This window comes from Microbacterium sp. AG790, from assembly GCF_003634765.1.
In the GTDB taxonomy this organism is placed as follows: Bacteria; Actinomycetota; Actinomycetes; order Actinomycetales; family Microbacteriaceae; genus Microbacterium.
Map to the genome: position 1 here is coordinate 21,958 of NZ_RBWZ01000014.1, position 17,107 is coordinate 39,064.

Genomic DNA, 17,107 nt, shown 5'->3' on the forward strand with positions numbered 1-17,107 from the left:
GGCTCAGAGCATCTCCAGGTTGCTCTTCAGCTCGAACGGCGTCACCTGCGCGCGGTACTCCTGCCATTCGCGGCGCTTGTTGAGCAGCACGTAGTTGAAAACCTGCTCGCCGAGGGTCTCTGCGACCAGCTCCGACTCCTCCATGTACTCGAGGGCGTGGTCCAGGCTCGCGGGCAGTTGCGCGTAGCCGAGCGCGCGGCGCTCGGAATCCGTCAGCGACCACACGTTGTCCTCAGCCTCGGGAGGAAGCTCGTATCCCTCCTCGATGCCCTTGAGGCCGGCGGCCAGCATGAGAGCGAAGGCAAGGTAGGGGTTGGCCGCAGAGTCCAGCGCCCGGTACTCGACGCGCGTGGACTGCCCCTTGTTCGGCTTGTACATGGGTACGCGCACGAGAGCGGAGCGGTTGTTGTGGCCCCAGCAGATGAAGCTCGGGGCCTCGTCACCGCCCCAGAGGCGCTTGTACGAGTTCACGAACTGGTTCGTGACGGCGGCGATCTCGTTCGCGTGGGTCAGCAGGCCGGCGATGAACTGACGACCGGTCTTGGAGAGCTGGTACTGCGCACCCTCTTCGTAGAAGGCGTTCTGGTCGCCCTCGAACAGCGACATGTGCGTGTGCATACCGCTGCCGGGCTTGCCGGAGAGCGGCTTCGGCATGAACGTCGCGTAGACGCCCTGCTCGATCGCGACCTCCTTGACGACCGTCCGGAAGGTCATGATGTTGTCGGCCGTAGCGAGGGCGTCCGCGTAGCGCAGATCGATCTCGTTCTGACCGGGGCCGCCCTCGTGGTGGCTGTACTCGACGGAGATGCCGAGGTCTTCGAGCATCCGCACGCTGCGGCGGCGGAAGTCGTGCGCCGTGCCTCCGGGCACATTGTCGAAGTATCCGGCCGAGTCGACCGGCTCGGGACCCTCGGCGCCGAACGACGACGACTTGAGCAGGTAGAACTCGATCTCGGGATGCGTGTAGAACGTGAACCCGGCATCCGCCGCCTTCGCGAGCGTGCGCTTGAGTACGTGACGGGGATCGGCGACCGCCGGCTGCCCGTCAGGGGTCGTGATGTCGCAGAACATGCGACCCGTCGGATCGATCTCCCCGCGCCACGGAAGCGTCTGGAACGTCGTCGGGTCCGGGTGTGCCAGAAGGTCGGACTCGTAGGACCGCGTGAGTCCTTCGATCGCCGAACCGTCGAAGCCGAGTCCCTCGGTGAACGCCCCTTCGACTTCGGCCGGAGCGATCGCGACCGACTTCAGGGTGCCGATCACATCGGTGAACCACAGGCGGACGAACTTCACGCCCCGTTCTTCGATCGTGCGCAGTACGAAGTCCCGCTGCTTGTCCATCGCGTCCTCTCAGATGCCGCTTCTCAGATGCCGCTTCGAAGGGAAGCCGGGCCCACGCCCAGACTATCGGTCCCCGTTCGTGGCGACGTGTCGCCGGGCGCGCGTCAGTCGTTCTCGCGCTCGTCCTCCTCGGCCCACTCGCGAGAGCGCTGGGCGAGCAGCTGCGGAGCGTTGGCCGCCTCGTCGGCGGTGTCGAACGGGCCGGCGCGGTCGATCGCCGGTGACGCGAATCCGCGCTCCACGGCGCCGGTGGTGAAGTTGTACCAGTACTTGTCTTCGCCTGAGGTCATGGCGCGTCCTTCCTGTCGGGGCCTTCGCCCTCCGGTCCCGACCTGCGGGCTCTGGCTCGATCCTAACGAGCGGTACCGACGACCTGGATAGGCTGGACGCCATGACGACGAAGGCGACCCGCGCGGTCGGTGTGGACATCGGCGGAACCGGCATCAAGGGTGCCCTCGTGGATCTCGAGGGGGGAAACCTCCTCAGCGAGCGTGTCAAGGTGCCCACACCTGCCGGCGCCGAGCCGGATGACGTGCTGGCCGCCGTGAAGACCGTGCTCGAGACGCTGGGTGTCAGCGATGCCGACGTTCCTCTGGGCGTCGCCTTCCCGGCGATCGTGAAGAACGGCAAGACCTTGTCGGCGGCGAACGTCGCCGAGACGTGGGTGGGCTTCGAAGCCGAGAAGTTCTTCGAGGACGGGCTGGGGCGAGAGATCCACTTCGCCAACGATGCCGATGTCGCCGGTGTGGCCGAGGCCCGCTACGGCGCCGCGCGCGACGTGTCCGGGCTGGTGCTCCTGACGACGCTCGGCACGGGCATCGGCACCGCGATGCTCTACGACGGCGTGCTCATCCCGAACGCGGAGCTCGGTCACCTGCAGCGCGCCAACCACGGCAAGGATGCCGAGGCGTGGGCCGCGTACTCGGCGATGGAGCGCGACGAGCTGACGTGGAAGAAGTGGGCCCAGCGCCTGCAGTGGTACTACAGCTACCTCGAGTTCCTGCTCAGCCCCGACCTGTTCATCGTCGGCGGTGGCGTCTCGAAGCACGCCGACGAGTTCCTCCCGATGCTGACGCTCACGACACCGATCGTGCCCGCGACGCATCGCAACAACGCCGGGATCATCGGGGCCGCCGCGCTGGCCGTCTGACAGACAGGGGCGAATGGGCCGGCCTGTACGCCGGGTTCTGTCCGGGAGCTCACGCTCCGTGGACGGTCATCTCTCTCGGCGACACGTTGCCGTGCCGCTCCAGCGGCCTACCCGGGGACTCGGCGAGCCGCGTCGGCATCCCCTGTCTGGCCTTGCTCCGGGCGAGGTTTACCGTGCGGATCGTGTCACCACGACCCCGGTGGTCTCTTACACCACCCTTTCACCCTTACCTCGGCACTCCGACGAGCGGAGTCCGGGGCGGTCTGCTCTCTGTGGCACTGTCTCGCGGATTGCTCCGGGTGGGTGTTACCCACCGCCCTGCCCTGTGGAGCCCGGACGTTCCTCGGTGCGGGTCACCCCGCCACGCGACCGTCCAGCCGACCCATTCGCGATCTCGATCCTACTGGTCGGTGCCGAGTGATCGTGATACGGTGTCGCCACGAGACCCGGCTGGGGGGTTTGGGCTCGCATCGCCTGGGGGAGGCAATCATCATGCGTAAGTACGCACTGTCCGCTGTTCTCGCTGTCCTGCTGCTGTCGGGAGGTGCGACGGCTGCGGCCGCCGCCGATACCGACGGATACGGGCCCGACACGCCGTCGGCACCGACGCTGGTCGGCACGATGGTCGCACCGTCGTGCGAATCCGATGTTCCGTGGATCAACTATTCGGTCGTCATGAACGACCCGGGCGGACTCGCGACGAGCAACACGGCCCGTATCGTGCTGAGCGACGGCAACCAGTCCACGACCATCCCGCTCGGCGAGTTGGTGAACGGGCGGCTATCGGGGCGCGTGCTCTGGCCCGGCGCGTCCGTCGACGCGAACGGCGTTGGCAACGGATGGCCCGGATGGGCATTCGAGAACGGCCAGTGGGTCGCGTCATCGGGCAACTTCGCCTGGACGCGGGGTGACATCTCCGCCGTGGTCGAGGTCAACCCCTCGCTGCGCGTCGCTCTGTCCTACCCGCCGTCGACGTCGGCGTGCTTGACCGACCCGGCCGGTGTGGGAACCTCGGGAGCCGTCGCGGCGGCGGGCATGTCACTTCCGGCGACGGGAGGCAACATCGCCGCCGTGCTCCCGCTGCTCGGCGGGGCGGTCGTCCTGCTCGTCGGTGGCGGCGTGCTGCTGTACGTGCGCCGCACCCGTCGCGCCCGTGACTGACGACACCACCGGCTCAGCGGAACATCGCGAGAGTGTCCGTCGGCGTCCCCGTCGGCGGCGCGTCGCGGTCGTCCTCGTGGTCTCCGTGGGCGTCGTGGTGCTCGGGGCCGCGTGGCTCGGCATCCGCGGGTGGATGGCGAAGGGTGAGCTCGATGACGTCGCGGCGCTTCAGCCGCGACTGAGCTCAGCGATCGCCGCGGGCGACGCCGGCGCCCTCACCGCCGTCGTGACCGACGCCGAACAGCACGCGCGTCACGCCGCGGAGTTGACGACCGATCCCGTGTGGCGAGCCACCGAGGCCGTCCCCGTCGTCGGCGCCAACACCGCCGCGGTGCGGATCGTCGCGGAGAGCATCCGCGATATGGCCGCCGCTGCCCAACCGGTGCTGCGCGCGGCGGCGCAGCCGCACAACGGTCAGGGCGGGCTCGACCTGTCGGCGGTATCGGCGGCCGCGCAGCCGCTCGACGAGTTCGCTGCGGTCTTCTCGCGTGTCGACGAATCACTGACTGGCATGTCGACCGACGATCTGGTCGAGCCCGTGGAGACGGCGATCGCACGGATCCGCGCGGCGGTCGCCGCGGCCGCGCCGACGGTGGCAGAGGCAGCCTCCGTGGCGCAGATCATGCCGGCGATGCTGGGAGCGCACGAGGCTCGAACGATCCTGGTGATGGTGCAGAACTCTGCCGAAGTGCGAACCGGTGGAGGCATCACGGGCTCCTTCATCCTGCTGCGCGCCGACGGCGATCGGCTCGAGGTGCTCGACCAGGTCGACTCGAGTGTCTTCCCGCATCGGGAGACGCCGATCACCGAGCTGCCCGCCGATCTCGTCACTCTCTACGGTCAGGCTCCGGGGCGATTCGTCATGAATGCGACCATGACTGCCGACTTCGCCTTGAGCGCCCGACTGGCGTCGACCTGGTGGCAGTCGATCGGCCGTCGGACTCCGGATGCCGTGATCGCCATCGACCCTGTGGTGCTCACCGCGATGCTCACGATCACGGGGCCGATCACCCTCGCCGACGGCACGGTCGTCGATCCGGCCGATGTGGTCGGTGACGTGCTCGTCGCGCCGTATCTCGACAAGACCCCCGCGGAGCAGACGACGGTCCAGCGCGACCTTTTCGACCGCCTCTTCGCCCGGATCACGTCGTCCCCCATCGACCCCTTCCGCTGGGCGCGAGCATTCGCGAAGCCGATCGCCGACGGACGCATCTCGATCTTCAGCACACACAGCGACGAACAGCTCGCCGTGGCCAACGGAGCGTTCTCGGGAACGCTGGGGAGATTCCGGGACGCGGGGCCGGATGCCGTCGGCGTCTACTTCAACGATGCGACGACCGGAAAGATGGACACTTTCCTCCACGTCGATCTCGCGCCGTCCGTGCGGGACTGCCGGGCGGATGGTGCCGCCGACGTGACGGTGGCCGTGACCCTCACGAGCGCGGCGCCGGCCGATGCGCGCACCTTCGCAGAGTCGATGACCGGCGCCGCCAACCCTGCCGCTCCCGGAGACATCACGACCGACGTGACGGTGATGGTCCCCCGCGAGTGGTTCGTCGCCGGTGTCACGCTCGACGGTGCGCACGTCGCCGCGACCGCCGCGGACGGGAGTGACGCCGCCGCCTCGCTGGCACGGGTGACATTGGGTCCCGGTGAGCGGAAGACGCTCACGTTCGCGTTCGTGGCGAAGAACGGGGCGCAGCTGCGGCCCGCGCTCGTTCACACCCCGATGATGAACGAGGTCGGTGTCGCCGAGGCAGCGCGCACGGGGTGCGGTTGAGCGCTTCTGGCGAGGAGAACACCGCGGCGGTGTCAGCTCTTGGCCGCATCCTGCGCGACACGAAGATCGAGCGGGAAGTCGATCGGGAACCCGCCGAACAGCAGACGCGCCGCGCCGTCGGCGGCCTGGCGCACCGCGTCCGCCACGGCGTCGGCGTAGACGACAGGCGTGTGGACGATGATCTCGTCGTGCAGGAAGAAAGCCAGGTGCGGGCGCCGTTCGAACACGGAGACGGGACCCACCGCTGCGTCCGTCTCGTCGACCGACGGAAGCGCCGCCAGCCGACCACGGAGGTCGGCGAGCCACGCGAGCGCCCATTCGGCTGCGGTGCCCTGCACGACGAAGTTGCGGGTGAAACGCCCGCGATCGCGCGCGGCGCGGCGCGCTCGTGTGCGATCCGTCTCGGTAGCCTCCGGCAGAGCTGCGGCGGCCTGGATGTCGCGCCAGTGCGCCGATGCCCGGGGGCTGGTCCGTCCGAGCCAGGTCGACACCACACCGCCCTGCTCCCCCGTCGCCGCCGCGGCATCCACGAGGCCCATGGCGCGGGGGTAGGCGCGCCGCAGGGCAGGCACCAGCCGTCCGCTATCGCCCGTCGTCGCGCCGTACATCGCCCCCAGCACGGCGATCTTCGCCTCCTGTCGCGTGTGGACGACACCGCTGTTGACGATGCCCTCGTACAGGTCCTGTCCGCGCGCCGCGGCGGCCAGGGCTTCGTCCGAGGACATCGCCGCGAGAACCCGGGGTTCGAGTTGCGCCACGTCCGCGACGACGAGTGTCCACCCGGGGTCCGCGCGGACGGCGGGACGCAGTTGACGCGGAATCTGCAGCGCTCCTCCCCCGGACGACGCCCACCTCCCGGTGACCACGCCGCCGGGGACGTACACGGGACGGAACCGACCGTCCGGGGCCCACTCGTCGAGCCACCCCCAGCCGTTCGCGCTCATCAGCCGCGTCAGCTTCTTGTAGACGAGCAACGGCGCGATCGCGGGATGGTCGTACTCCGCGAGCTCCCACCGGTTCGTCGAGTCTGCGCTGATGCCGACACGGTGAAGACTGCGCAGCAGCTTGGGCTGTGAATCGAGGTTGGCGGTCGGGTCCTGGAGCGCGGCACGCACTCGCGCCGCGGCCTCACGCACGCGTTCGGGCTGCTCTCCCGGCGGCGGTCGCGTACCGAGCGTCTCCTCGAGGATGCGCTCGTGCGTCCGACGATCCCACGGCAGTCCGGCGCTGTGCATCTCGACGGCCAGGAGGGCGCCGGCGGATTCCGCAGCCACGAGCAGGCGCAACCGTGCGGCGTTCGATGAGCCGCGTATCGCCAGCTGCTGCCGGCGGAATTCGGCGAGCACCTCCTCCGGATCATCCGGGACACCGGCGGGTGATGTTCCCTCGACGTCGAACAGGGTCGGCGCTGTCACCGGCTGCGCCTCTTCCGTGCCGGCGACATCCCACTGCGTCGCCGCCCGGAGCTCATCGGCGTCGGCGACGAGCGTGCTGCGGCGGAGGATCGCGTGGGCCAGGCGAAGATCGTGACAGCGCGCGACCAGCGACGGTGTCGCCAGGATGCCGGGATACCAACGGTTCGTCTCCGACCACACCCATCGGGTGCCTGCGTCATCGGCGTCCCACCAGCGTTCGCGCGGGCGGCGTTGCACGTGTGTGACGTCGAGGTCGGCGTCGACCGTCGTGATGACGACGTCTTCGCCCTCGCGCGCCACGAGACGCCAGCGCGGCGCGCGCGCAGCCGCGCTGCTGACCGTCACAACCCCGATTCGTCGGTGCGCACCAGGATCGCGCCGCACTCCGGGCAGGTCACGACGTCATCGTCGGATGCCTGTCGAATCGTCTGCAGGTCAGTGCCGGAGAGCACCATGCGGCACGCCTCGCAGGTCTTTCGATGCAGCAGACCGGCCCCAACGCCGCGGGCGGCGAGACGGTCGTACATCGCCAGCAGATCGGCGGGCACGCGCGCGGCGACCGCCGCGCGGTCGCGCGACGCCGCCTCCCCTCGGGCGGTGGCCGCCGCGACGGCCTCCTTGGCCGCTGCGCTGAGACGAGCGCCTTCCTCGTTCACCGCGGCGATCGTCTCTTCCTGTGCGGAGACGGCGCTCTGGGCGGCCTCGAGTCGCTCCATCAGCTCGAGTTGAGCGTCCTCGAGGTCGCTCTTGCGCTTGGTGAGCGAGGCCAGTTCGTGCTCGAGGCCCTGGGCCTCCTTCGCATTCGCCGACGCCGCGAGTCGTTCGGTGTCGCGGGCCGCTCGCGCATCGACCACCGCGACGTCCGACTCCACGCGGGCGAGTTCGGCGGTGATGTCGTCACGTCGCCCCAAAAGGGTCGTCAGTTCCGCCGACAGGCTCTGACGGCGAGCGAGCAGCTCCTGAACGCGGCCCGCCTGCTCGGGGGTGCGACGGGCGTGCTCGGCGGCGCGGATCGCACCGTCGAGGCTCGCGAGTTCGAGCAGGAGCTGCTGGTCTGCGGGTCGGGACTTCACGGTCCCAACCTACCGCGACACGTGGACAGCCCGTCCCGTGCGCGCTCGCGCCGCACTAGCATGACCACACCGACGGCGGCGCTGCGAGGGCGTCGTTCGTTCTCGCGGAGGAGACACCATGAGCCTGATGCGCACGAAGTCGATCGAGCGCTCCATCGCCGACACCGAGGAGCCGGAGTTCCGGCTTCGCAAATCGCTGTCGGCTCTCGATCTCACGGTCTTCGGCGTCGGCGTCGTGATCGGCGCCGGCATCTTCACGCTCACCGGTCGCGCCGCCCATGAGGTGGCCGGCCCCGCCGTCGTCGTCAGCTTCGTCATCGCGGCGATCGCATGTGCCCTGGCGGCGATGTGCTACGCCGAGTTCGCCTCCACGGTGCCGGTCTCGGGCTCCGCGTACACGTTCTCCTACGCGTCGCTCGGCGAGCTGTTCGCCTGGATCATCGGGTGGGATCTCATCCTCGAGATGTTCCTCGGTGCGAGTGTCGTGGCTCAGGGCTGGAGCGCCTACCTCGGCGTTCTGCTCGGGCAGCTCGGCATCCAACTCCCCGCGGCGATCGGCTACGGCGGCACCGTCGACGTGATGGCGATCGTCCTGGTCATCGTGCTGGGCGCCCTCATGACGCTCGGCATCCGTGAGTCGATGCGCGTCAACCTCGTGCTCGTCGGGGTGAAACTCTTCATCGTCCTGTTCGTGATCGTCGCGGGCATCATGTTCATCAACCCCGCGAACTACGCGCCGTTCGTCCCGGATGCCGCGCCCCGCGAAGCCGCGACGGGTCTCATGCAGCCGCTGCTGCAGTTCATCTCCGGCTCGGCGCCCATGGCGTTCGGCGTCGGCGGCATCTTCGCCGGAGCCGCGCTCGTGTTCTTCGCGTACATCGGGTTCGATGTGGTCGCCACCACGGCGGAGGAGACCAAGAACCCGCAGCGGGACCTTCCCATCGGCATCATCGCGTCTCTTGCGATCTGCACGCTGCTGTACTGCGCGGTGGCGCTCGTCGTGACGGGCATGGTGCGCTTCGACGAGCTCGACCCGGCCGCGGCGCTCGCGAACGCCTTCGCTTTCCATGGGCAGACCTGGATGGCGACGGTGATCTCGGCGGGAGCCGTCGCCGGTCTGACGACCGTCGTGCTCACGTTGCTCATCGGTGCGACCCGCATCATCTTCGCAATGTCGCGCGACGGCCTGCTGCCCCAGCGCCTCGCGAAGGTGCACCCGACCCGTCGCACGCCCTGGCTCATCTCGATCATCGTCACTGTGGTCGTCGCACTCGTGGCTGGGCTCACCCCCGTCGGAGTCCTCGAGGAGATGGTCAACATCGGAACGCTGTCGGCGTTCGTGCTCGTCTCGGTCGGAGTGGTCGTGCTGCGCCGCACCCGGCCGGATCTCCCCCGCGGCTTCCGAGTCCCGTGGAGCCCGGTGCTGCCGATCCTGGCCGCGATCATCTGCGTGTACCTGATGCTCAACCTGACCGTGGAGACGTGGCTGCGGTTCCTCATCTGGCTGGTCATCGGCTTCGTGGTGTACTTCGCCTACTCGCGCCGCCACTCGCGGCTCGGAAAGGACGGCGATCTGTATCTCAACCCCGCGGAGCCGACGGTGGTCGGACGCGACGAGTGAGCACCGCGAACTCGTAGACTGTCGAAGTCAGGGCCTTTAGCTCAGCTGGTAGAGCGCCACGTTTACACCGTGGATGTCGTCGGTTCGATCCCGGCAGGGCCCACTCATGATTCGATGTCGTGGCCGACGAGGTTCTCGAGAATGGCGGCCAGGCTCTCCCGTGCGGCCTCATCGAGCGGAGCGAACAGTGTCTCTCGTACTGCGTCGGCGATGCGATTCCCCTCGGCCAGGGCTGCTCGACCGGCCGCGGTGAGGGTGTGCTCGATGCGCCGACCCCGCCCCGCCGTCCGCTCGATCAACCCACGGCCGAGCAGGCGATTGGCGAGGGTGCCGAAGGCCTGATCGCTCTGGAAAGTGGCTGACGCCAGCGTGTGCCCGGTTGCTCCCGGCATCCGATCGATCGCGCGCAGCGCGTCCCATTGCACGAGCGTCACACCGGCGTCGCGCAGTGCAGCGTCCAGTGCCCGATGGTTGCGATACTGCGCGCGCTTGATCGCCTGGCCCAGCAGTTCGAGATTCGTTGCCACGGTGCTAATGTATCAACATTCGTAGATAAACATATTGATAAGGAAATGATCGTGACACTCAGACATCTCACCCGCACCGCACTCGTTCTGCACGGCGGCGGTGGTCCCGCAACCGTGGCGCCGATCGTCGCCCACCTGGGCACATCGATGCGTGTGATCGCGCCCACACATCCGGGTTGGGACGGGACGGCCCGCACCGACGACATCGCATCGATCGCCGATCTTGCGAAGGTCTACCTCGCACGTCTGCGCGCCGACGACGAGCGCGACGTCGTCGTCGTCGGTTCGTCGATCGGCGGGTGGATCGCGCTCGAGATGGCTGTGCAGGCAGCCGGCGACCCACAGGATGGTGGAACGGTCGGCGCGATCATCAGTATCGACGGGACCGGCCTCGTTATCGAGGGCGAGCCGGGCGCAGACTTCTTCGCGCTCGACGCGCGCGGCCTCGCGGAAGCGGCGTGGCACGACCCCGAGCGCGGATACCGAAACCCGGCGACGATGTCGGAAGCGGAGCGTGCCGTGCAGCAGTCCAACCGGCAGGCGATGGCGGCGCTGACCGGCCCCACGATGAGCGACGCGACCCTGCTCGAGCGCGTGGGCGCGATCGAGGTCCCGACCCTGCTCCTGTATGGCGCGAGCGATCGGATCGTCACACCGGCCTACGGTCGCGCAGCCGCGGCGGCGATCGGCGACGCATCGTTCGCAGAGATCCCGGCCGCAGGGCACCTCCCTCACCTCGAGGAACCTGCGGCGACGTGGGCGATCATCGACGCCTTCCTCGCGGCACCGGGGAGTTTGCCGTGACGACTCCGTGCGTGACGCGCACCGCGCAGGGGCCACTCGCTGCCAGCGCGATCCACTCCAGCGAGATGTGACTAGGCTGATCCAGGATGCGTTGTCGACGCTGCACAAAGCCGCGCGTATCAGAAGCCCCGTCCCTGGCATGATCTGCCAGACGAAGAAAGGTGTCTCGTGACGGTCAACGATCAGGATCCGTACTCCCAGGGCCCGCAGGACAGCGACCCCGAAGAGACGCACGAGTGGCAGGAATCGCTCCAGCAGCTCGTCGACAGCAAGGGCGCCGGGCGTGGCCGCGAAATCATGCTCAGCCTGCTCAACAAGTCGCACGAGTTGCAGCTGAACGTTCCCCAGGTGCCCACGACCGACTACATCAACACGATCGCTCCGGAGAACGAGCCCGAGTTCCCCGGTGACGAGGAGCTCGAGCGCCGGTATCGCCGGTGGATTCGCTGGAACGCTGCACTCACGGTGCACCGCGCTCAGCGTCCGGGTATCGGCGTCGGCGGTCACATCTCGACCTACGCGTCGTCCGCGTCGTTGTACGAAGTCGGCTTCAACCACTTCTTCCGGGGTCTGGACGATCCCCACGGCGGTGACCAGATCTTCATCCAGGGTCACGCCTCCCCCGGCATCTACGCCCGATCGTTCCTCGAAGGACGCCTCTCGGCCGATCAGCTCGACGGCTTCCGTCAGGAGAAGTCGAAGGCGCCCGACGGCATCCCTTCCTACCCCCACCCCCGCCTGATGCCGGAGTACTGGCAGTTCCCGACCGTGTCGATGGGTCTCGGCCCGATCAACGCGATCTATCAGGCGATGACCAACAAGTACCTCACCAACCGAGGGATCAAGGATCTCTCGAACTCGCGCGTCTGGGCCTTCCTCGGCGACGGCGAGATGGATGAGGTCGAAAGCCGCGGACAGCTCCAGGTCGCGGCCAACGAGGGCCTGGACAACCTGACGTTCGTCGTGAACTGCAACCTGCAGCGCCTCGACGGCCCGGTGCGCGGAAACGGCAAGATCATCCAGGAGCTCGAGGCGTTCTTCCGCGGTGCGGGCTGGAACGTCATCAAGGTCGTCTGGGGTCGCGGCTGGGACGAGCTGTTGCAGGTGGACACCGATGGCGCGCTCGTTCGCCTCATGAACACCACCCCGGACGGTGACTTCCAGACGTACCGCGCCGAGGACGGCAAGTTCATCCGCGACCACTTCTTCGGTCGCGACGAGCGCACCGCGGCGATGGTCACCGACTGGTCCGACGAGGACATCTGGGGAAAGCTGCGCCGTGGCGGCCTGGACTACCAGAAGCTTTATGCGGCGTACAAGGCGGCGACCGAGCACAAGGGACAGCCGACGGTCATCCTTGCCAAGACCATCAAGGGCTACGGGCTCGGTCACCACTTCGAGGGGCGCAACGCGACGCACCAGATGAAGAAGATGACGCTCGACGACCTCAAGCACTTCCGCGACTCGATGCGCATCCCCGTCTCCGACGCCCAGCTCGAGGAGAACCCGTACGCCCCGCCGTACTTCCACCCGGGCATGGAGGACGAGACCATCCAGTACATGGTGGAGAAGCGTCGCGCGCTCGGCGGGTTCCTGCCCGAGCGCCGCACCCACCACGTACCGATCAGCCTCCCGGACGACAGCGCGTACGCACTGCCGAAGAAGGGATCCGGAACGCAGGAGGTCGCCACGACCATGGCCTTCGTGCGCCTGCTGAAGGATCTGCTGCGCTCGAAGGACTTCGGCAACCGCATCGTGCCGATCATCCCCGACGAGGCGCGCACGTTCGGTTTGGACGCCTTCTTCCCGACCGCCAAGATCTACAACCCGAACGGTCAGAACTACACGTCGGTCGACCGGGAGCTGCTGCTCGCCTACAAGGAGAGCCCGCAGGGTCAGATCATGCACGTCGGCATCAACGAGGCCGGAGCGGTGGCGGCGTTCACCGGCACGGGCACCTCGTATGCCACGCACGGCGAGCCGCTGATCCCGGTCTACATCTTCTACTCGATGTTCGGCTTCCAGCGCACCGGCGACGCCCAGTGGGCCGCCGCCGACCAGATGGCGCGCGGTTTCATCATGGGTGCCACCGCCGGCCGCACGACGCTGACCGGTGAGGGTCTTCAGCACGCCGACGGCCACTCCCACCTGCTCGCGTCGACGAACCCGGCCACGGTGTCGTACGACCCCGCGTACGGGTACGAGATCGCCCACATCGTCCGCTCCGGCCTGGATCGGATGTACGGCGGCAACCACCCCGACCCGAACGTCATGTACTACATCACCCTCTACAACGAGCCGCTCGTGCAGCCGGCCGAGCCCGAGGGTGTCGACGTCGAGGGGATCGTCCGCGGCATCCACCGCATCTCGGAGGCCTCCGGCGACGGACACCGCGTGCAGCTGCTCGCGTCCGGCGTGGGCGTGCCGTGGGTGCTCGAGGCGCAGCAGCTGCTGCGCGAGGACTGGGGAGTGGCTGCCGATGTGTGGTCGGTCACGAGCTGGACGGAGCTGCGCCGCGACGGACTCGCCGCCGACGAGCACAACTTCCTGAACCCGCTCGCCGAGCCGCGCACGGCGTATCTCACCGAGAAGCTTCGCGACACCGCGGGCCCCGTCCTGGGGGTGAGCGACTACATGCACGCGGTGCAGGACCAGATCCGCGAGTGGGTTCCGCGCCGCTACGTCACCCTCGGTGCGGACGGCTTCGGCTTCTCCGACACCCGGGCCGCCGCGCGTCGGTTCTTCAAGATCGACGGACCGTCCATCGTCGTCCGCGCCCTGCAGGCGCTGGCCGATGAGGGGCTCGTCGACCGGGCGCTGTCGGCACAGGCGATCGAGAAGTACCGCCTGCACGATGTGACCGCCGGAACGAGCGGGAACGCCGGCGGCGAAAGCTGATCGATTCGATGCCCGCCCGCCCCACCCCTCAGGAGAAGGCGGAGACACTCGCGTGGCTCCGCCGGGTCTCCGGAGACCTGGCCACGGCGACCATCAAGCGGCTCGAAGAGTCGCTGCCCTGGTACGCCGACATGCCGCCGGCCCGCCGCTCGGCGGTGGGCCTGGTGGCGCAGGCGGGCATCGCTTCGTTCATCCAGTGGTACGAGGATCCGGGTTCGACGCCTTGGATCGCTGCCGACATCTTCGCCGCCGCTCCCCGTGAGCTGCTGCGCAGCGTCAGCCTCACACAGACGCTCCAGCTCATCCGCGTGACCGTGGCCGTCACGGAAGAGCGTGTCGCCGGAAAGGCGGAGGACCTCCGCGAGAGCATCCTGCTCTTCTCCCGCGAGGTCGCCTTCGCGTCAGCCGACGTGTATGCGCGCGCAGCTGAGGCTCGCGGGCTCTGGGATGCGCGCCTGGAAGCCCTGGTCGTCGACTCCATCCTCACCGGCGAAGCAGACGAGGAGCTTCCCAGCCGCATCGCCGCCCTCGGGTGGCATGGTCACGGCGAGGTCGCCGTCCTCGTCGGCACCACTCCGCCGCAGCTGGACGTCGATCATCTGCGTCGCGTGGCGCGCAAGCTGGGCGTCGATGTCCTGATCGGCGTGCAGGGATCTCGTCTCGTGCTCGTGATCGGCCGCGCCGTGCTGCCCGGACGTGAGCCCGTCGCCGAAGAGCTGCCGTTCACCGAGATCGCCCTGCGCCTGGAGCCGGGCTTCGGTCCCGGCCATCTCGTGCTCGGGCCGACCGTGCCCGCATTGGTGGATGCCGGGCTGAGTGCCCGCGCCGCGTTGGCGGGCTTCGCCGTGGCCGGCGCCTGGCGCCATGCCCCCCGTCCGGTCGAAGCCGACGACCTTCTGCCCGAACGCGCCCTTGCCGGCGACGCGATGGCCAAGGCGACGCTCGTCGAGCGCATCTACCGACCTCTGCAGGCGCACTCGGCTGATCTGGTGGCCACCCTGTGGAGTTATCTCGACAACGGTCGCTCCCTCGAGGCGACTGCCCGTGAGCTGTTCGTCCATCCGAACACGGTGCGCTACCGGCTCAAGCGGGTCTCCGATGTCATCGGATGGGATGCGACAGGCCCACGAGAGGCCCTCATTCTGCAGACGGCTCTCATCATCGGCTCGATCGGCACGGAGGCGACGCGACGGCGCGGTAGCGCCGCGCGACGGTCGGTGCGCGCCGATTGACACCGTCACGCTTGTCGATCTCAGACAAAGCACTTCGCGTTTGTTGTGACGTCGTCGCCAGCGCGGCGGCGAAGAACTTGGAAGGATAGGCACGTGATCATCACCGTCTTCCCCGGGCAGGGCTCGCAGACCCCGGGCTTCCTGACACCCTGGCTCGAACTCGAGGGTGCCCGCGAGCGCCTCGAGCGCTACGCCGAGGCCGCGCAGGTGGACCTCGTGGCCGCCGGCACCGAGTGGGATGCCGAACGCATCCGTGACACGGCGGTCGCACAGCCCTTGATCGTGGCGGCGAGCCTGCTGTCCTACGCTGCTCTCCAGGATGCCGCGGGCGCCGCGCCTGCCGGCGTCGCCGGTCATTCGGTCGGCGAGGTCGCCGCTCTGGTCGCCGCCGGCGTCGTCAGTGAGGACGACGGCATGCGTCTGGTCGGGCTGCGTGGTCGGGCCATGGCCGATGCGGCCGCGCAGGAGCAGACCGGAATGAGTGCGATCCTCGGCGGCGACCGCGACGGCGTGCTCGCGCTTCTCGACGAGCTGGAGCTCACCCCCGCCAATCACAACGGCGCCGGCCAGATCGTCGCCGCAGGCGCCCAGGACGCCCTCGCAGAGCTCACCGCTCACCCCGTCGCGGGCAGCCGTGTGATTCCGCTGCAGGTGGCCGGCGCGTTCCACACCTCTTACATGGCACCGGCGGTGGCCACGCTGCGCACGGCGGCCGCGGAGGTCGCGGCATCCGACCCGGCGCTCGCCCTCTGGACGAACCGTGACGGCGCCCGTGTGGCCTCCGGTCGCGAGGCGCTCGACCTGCTCGTCGCGCAGGTCTCCTCTCCCGTCCGCTGGGATCTGTGCATGGAGTCCTTCGCGGATGCGGGCGTCACCGGCATCATCGAGCTCGCGCCGGCCGGAACGCTCACCGGACTCGCCAAGCGCGCCCTGCGCGGTGTGCCCACCGTGGCCGTGAAGACACCCGACGACCTCGCGGCAGCCGCCGCCCTGCTGACAGGAGGCGACGCGTGACCGACGCGCCCACCCGACCCACTCTCGTCCAGTCGACGGGACCGGCTCACACCCGCATCTACGCGTACGGCGCGGCCCGCGGCGAGAACGCGGTTCCCAACGACGACCTCGTCGGCCCCATCGACTCCAGCGACGAGTGGATCCGCCAGCGCACCGGCATCATCACACGTGTGCGGGCCGACGCGGCGACCACGGCGATCGATCTGGCCGCCGATGCCGCCGCCGAGGCGATCGCCGGCGCCGGCATCGACCCGTCGCTCGTCGACGCCGTGATCGTCGCCACGATCTCCAACCCGAAGCAGACGCCCTCGGTATCGGCGATCGTCGCCGACCGCATCGGCGCCAACCCCGCGGCTGCGTACGACCTCAATGCCGCCTGCGCGGGCTTCGCGTACGGTGTCGCCCAGGCGGACGCTCTCATCCGTGCGGGCGCGGCGCACTACGCCGTCGTGGTGGGCGCTGAGAAGCTCAGCGACGTCGTGGACCCCACCGACCGCTCCATCTCCTTCCTGCTCGGCGACGGCGCCGGCGCCGTCGTCGTCGGCCCCAGCGACTTCCCGGGCATCGGCCCCACGGTCTGGGGATCTGACGGGTCGAAGGCGGATGCCGTCGGGATGAACCACACGCTCACGGAGTTCCGCGACGGAAAGGCACCCTGGCCGACGCTGCGCCAGGAGGGGCCGACGGTCTTCCGCTGGGCCGTGTGGGAAATGGTCAAGGTCGCGCGTCAAGCTCTCGAGGAAGCCGGTGTGCAGCCGTCGGATCTCGCAGCGTTCGTGCCCCACCAGGCCAACATGCGCATCATCGACGAGTTCGCCAAGCAGCTGAAGCTTCCCGACACCGTCGTGATCGGCCGCGACATCGAGACCACCGGCAACACTTCAGCGGCATCCATCCCCCTCGCCACGCACCGCCTGCTCGCCGAGCACCCGGAGCTGTCGGGCGGCCTCGCACTGCAGATCGGTTTCGGCGCGGGACTCGTCTTCGGCGCACAGGTCGTCGTCCTTCCCTGACGGCCCGAGATACCCGGTCGCGGCGGTCGCCGCACCTAGACTGAACGTCGGCCCCGCAGGGCCCGTGACACCCCGATA

14 protein-coding genes, 1 tRNA gene and 1 other RNA gene are annotated in these 17,107 nt (G+C 68.8%); 10 read left to right on the forward strand and 6 right to left on the reverse strand.

Going from position 1 to position 17,107, the window contains the following annotated elements; genetic code table 11:
• Positions 1-3: 3 nt before the first annotated feature.
• Both glnA and DEU37_RS14320 read right to left on the reverse strand, forming a co-directional pair.
• Positions 4-1,341, reverse strand: a complete 1,338-nt coding sequence (glnA, locus tag DEU37_RS14315) for a type I glutamate--ammonia ligase (protein ID WP_036285083.1) — start codon at positions 1,339-1,341, stop codon at positions 4-6.
• 104 nt (positions 1,342-1,445) lie between these two features.
• Positions 1,446-1,631 (reverse strand): SPOR domain-containing protein, encoded by a 186-nt coding sequence (locus DEU37_RS14320; RefSeq protein WP_121191279.1) that lies wholly within the window; start codon positions 1,629-1,631, stop codon positions 1,446-1,448.
• Positions 1,632-1,732: 101 nt separating this feature from the next.
• Here DEU37_RS14320 and ppgK point away from each other — a divergent pair, with 101 nt between their 5' ends.
• Entirely contained in the window at positions 1,733-2,491 is a 759-nt protein-coding gene (ppgK, locus tag DEU37_RS14325) for a polyphosphate--glucose phosphotransferase (protein ID WP_121191280.1), read from the forward strand.
• A gap of 10 nt (positions 2,492-2,501) precedes the next feature.
• Here the strand turns inward: ppgK and rnpB are convergent.
• Positions 2,502-2,876: RNase P RNA component class A (gene rnpB / locus DEU37_RS14330), an RNA gene on the reverse strand.
• A 107-nt stretch (positions 2,877-2,983) separates the two neighbouring features.
• Between rnpB and DEU37_RS14335 the strand changes: the two genes are divergently transcribed.
• Both DEU37_RS14335 and DEU37_RS14340 read left to right on the forward strand, forming a co-directional pair.
• Positions 2,984-3,652 carry an LPXTG cell wall anchor domain-containing protein gene (locus DEU37_RS14335; RefSeq protein WP_121191332.1) on the forward strand — a complete coding sequence of 223 codons (669 nt, stop codon included), beginning with the start codon at positions 2,984-2,986 and terminating at the stop codon, positions 3,650-3,652.
• Positions 3,645-5,432, forward strand: coding sequence for a DUF4012 domain-containing protein (locus DEU37_RS14340; protein WP_121191281.1), 1,788 nt, complete (start codon positions 3,645-3,647; stop codon positions 5,430-5,432). The genes DEU37_RS14335 and DEU37_RS14340 overlap by 8 nt, the downstream gene beginning before the upstream one ends.
• A 32-nt stretch (positions 5,433-5,464) precedes the next feature.
• Here the strand turns inward: DEU37_RS14340 and DEU37_RS14345 are convergent, their stop codons facing one another.
• Positions 5,465-7,192 (reverse strand): bifunctional 3'-5' exonuclease/DNA polymerase, encoded by a 1,728-nt coding sequence (locus tag DEU37_RS14345; RefSeq protein WP_121191282.1) that lies wholly within the window; start codon positions 7,190-7,192, stop codon positions 5,465-5,467.
• On the reverse strand, positions 7,189-7,920 hold the full coding sequence (locus tag DEU37_RS14350; protein WP_121191283.1) for a zinc ribbon domain-containing protein: 732 nt from the start codon (positions 7,918-7,920) through the stop codon (positions 7,189-7,191). The genes DEU37_RS14345 and DEU37_RS14350 overlap by 4 nt, the downstream gene beginning before the upstream one ends.
• Positions 7,921-8,038: 118 nt before the next feature.
• Here DEU37_RS14350 and DEU37_RS14355 point away from each other — a divergent pair, with 118 nt between their 5' ends.
• Positions 8,039-9,541, forward strand: a complete 1,503-nt coding sequence (locus tag DEU37_RS14355) for an amino acid permease (protein WP_121191284.1) — start codon at positions 8,039-8,041, stop codon at positions 9,539-9,541.
• Positions 9,542-9,571: 30 nt separating this feature from the next.
• Positions 9,572-9,644 (forward strand) — tRNA-Val (locus DEU37_RS14360).
• Position 9,645: 1 nt separating this feature from the next.
• Here DEU37_RS14360 and DEU37_RS14365 read toward each other — a convergent pair.
• Entirely contained in the window at positions 9,646-10,068 is a 423-nt protein-coding gene (locus DEU37_RS14365; protein ID WP_121191285.1) for a MarR family winged helix-turn-helix transcriptional regulator, read from the reverse strand.
• 51 nt (positions 10,069-10,119) lie between these two features.
• Here DEU37_RS14365 and DEU37_RS14370 point away from each other — a divergent pair, with 51 nt between their 5' ends.
• From DEU37_RS14370 to DEU37_RS14390, 5 genes are all read left to right on the forward strand, one after another.
• On the forward strand, positions 10,120-10,872 hold the full coding sequence (locus DEU37_RS14370; protein ID WP_259457312.1) for an alpha/beta fold hydrolase: 753 nt from the start codon (positions 10,120-10,122) through the stop codon (positions 10,870-10,872).
• Positions 10,873-11,040: 168 nt separating this feature from the next.
• Entirely contained in the window at positions 11,041-13,770 is a 2,730-nt protein-coding gene (gene aceE, locus DEU37_RS14375; protein WP_121191287.1) for a pyruvate dehydrogenase (acetyl-transferring), homodimeric type, read from the forward strand.
• 8 nt (positions 13,771-13,778) lie between these two features.
• Positions 13,779-15,002, forward strand: a complete 1,224-nt coding sequence (locus tag DEU37_RS14380) for a CdaR family transcriptional regulator (protein ID WP_121191288.1) — start codon at positions 13,779-13,781, stop codon at positions 15,000-15,002.
• A 93-nt stretch (positions 15,003-15,095) separates the two neighbouring features.
• Positions 15,096-16,016: an ACP S-malonyltransferase gene (locus DEU37_RS14385; RefSeq protein ID WP_121191289.1), complete on the forward strand. Its 921-nt coding sequence runs from the start codon at positions 15,096-15,098 to the stop codon at positions 16,014-16,016.
• The gene (locus DEU37_RS14390) at positions 16,013-17,029 is read left to right on the forward strand and encodes a beta-ketoacyl-ACP synthase III (protein WP_036285051.1); all 1,017 of its coding nucleotides are present in this window, start codon (positions 16,013-16,015) and stop codon (positions 17,027-17,029) included. The genes DEU37_RS14385 and DEU37_RS14390 overlap by 4 nt, the downstream gene beginning before the upstream one ends.
• Positions 17,030-17,107: the final 78 nt, after the last annotated feature.